Source organism: Vibrio sp. Vb0667, assembly GCF_033391095.1.
Map to the genome: position 1 here is coordinate 1 of NZ_JAWPOL010000359.1, position 1,081 is coordinate 1,081.

Sequence of the window (1,081 nt, forward strand, 5' to 3'; positions counted from 1 at the left end):
GCGTTTGCAGTGTGCTTTGTACTCTACCTCATTAAAGCAATGGCTGGAGGAGACGTTAAATTACTCACCGTCATAGGGGCATGGCTGGGACTGAGTAATCTGTGGGAAGCGTCTATCGGAATTATTCTCGCAGGGGGTATTGTTGGCATCTTTTATTTGATGCTGCACATTGCTTCAACGAGCGTTGCTCTAACTCATCAGGTCAAGGGCTACTGCATTGAAAAAGTTACACCAGGCTTTAGGTCTAATAAGCCACTAGTGATTCCTTTCGCGCCTGTAATCGTAATCGGATTAGCTTATTTCTCCTACACGCACTAATACTTATAAATAGAAAAACATACGACATCAGTTGACTAGGCAACTTCAAGAGGGGAAGTATGATGGGCTCTGCGTATTGGGAAAAACTAGTGCCACAAATCAATCCACCAAAGGTGCCTTCCGCAGTGGAAGGTCTTGGGATCCCAGCTTCAGTCGTTGAAAACCTAGTTCTGAAACATCTGGCTGCTTATCCCAAATGTGATTTAGTTGAACTGACTCAACGTTTGTGTGTGGTTTCAAACATCGTTGAGCTTGCACTCGCGCAGTTGAGAAAACGCAGTTGGGTTGAGGTGTATCAGCCTGCGTCAGACAAACTAAGTCATTCGTATTCTAATGTTCGATATAGCCTTACCGAATTTGGTTTGGCTGAGGCGGATATTGCTTATCGAAAAGATCCCTACATTGGCCCAGTTCCTGTGTCGTTGGAAGATTATTGGACGGTTGTGGAAGGGCAAGATCTGCGTAAAAACCCGATCATGCGCGCTGATGTGGAGCGTGCGTTGTCCGATGTATTTGGCTCCGAGCATTTAATTCCAGTGCTTGGCCCGGCGATTAACTCAGGTCGAGCAATGCTGCTATACGGGCATGCTGGTACTGGTAAGAGTTACGTGGCTGCGCGTGTTTTGAATGCGATGAGTACGTCGGTTTTCATTCCTTACGCTATTTATGCTGATGGCAACATCATCAAAGTATTTTCCGAGCACCATCACCGTCGTTTAGACAACTCCCATTCTCAAGTATTCGTTAAGTTGGAAACGCATTA

The 1,081-nt window shown here is 45.7% G+C and carries 1 protein-coding gene and 1 pseudogene; both read left to right on the forward strand.

The window, feature by feature from the left end:
• Nucleotides 1-318, forward strand: a 318-nt coding sequence (locus R8269_RS25900; RefSeq protein ID WP_318223001.1) for an A24 family peptidase, incomplete at its 5' end; no start/stop codon positions are given.
• A gap of 62 nt (nt 319-380) precedes the next feature.
• Nucleotides 381-1,081, forward strand: a pseudogene (locus R8269_RS25905) (AAA family ATPase); the annotation flags it as partial.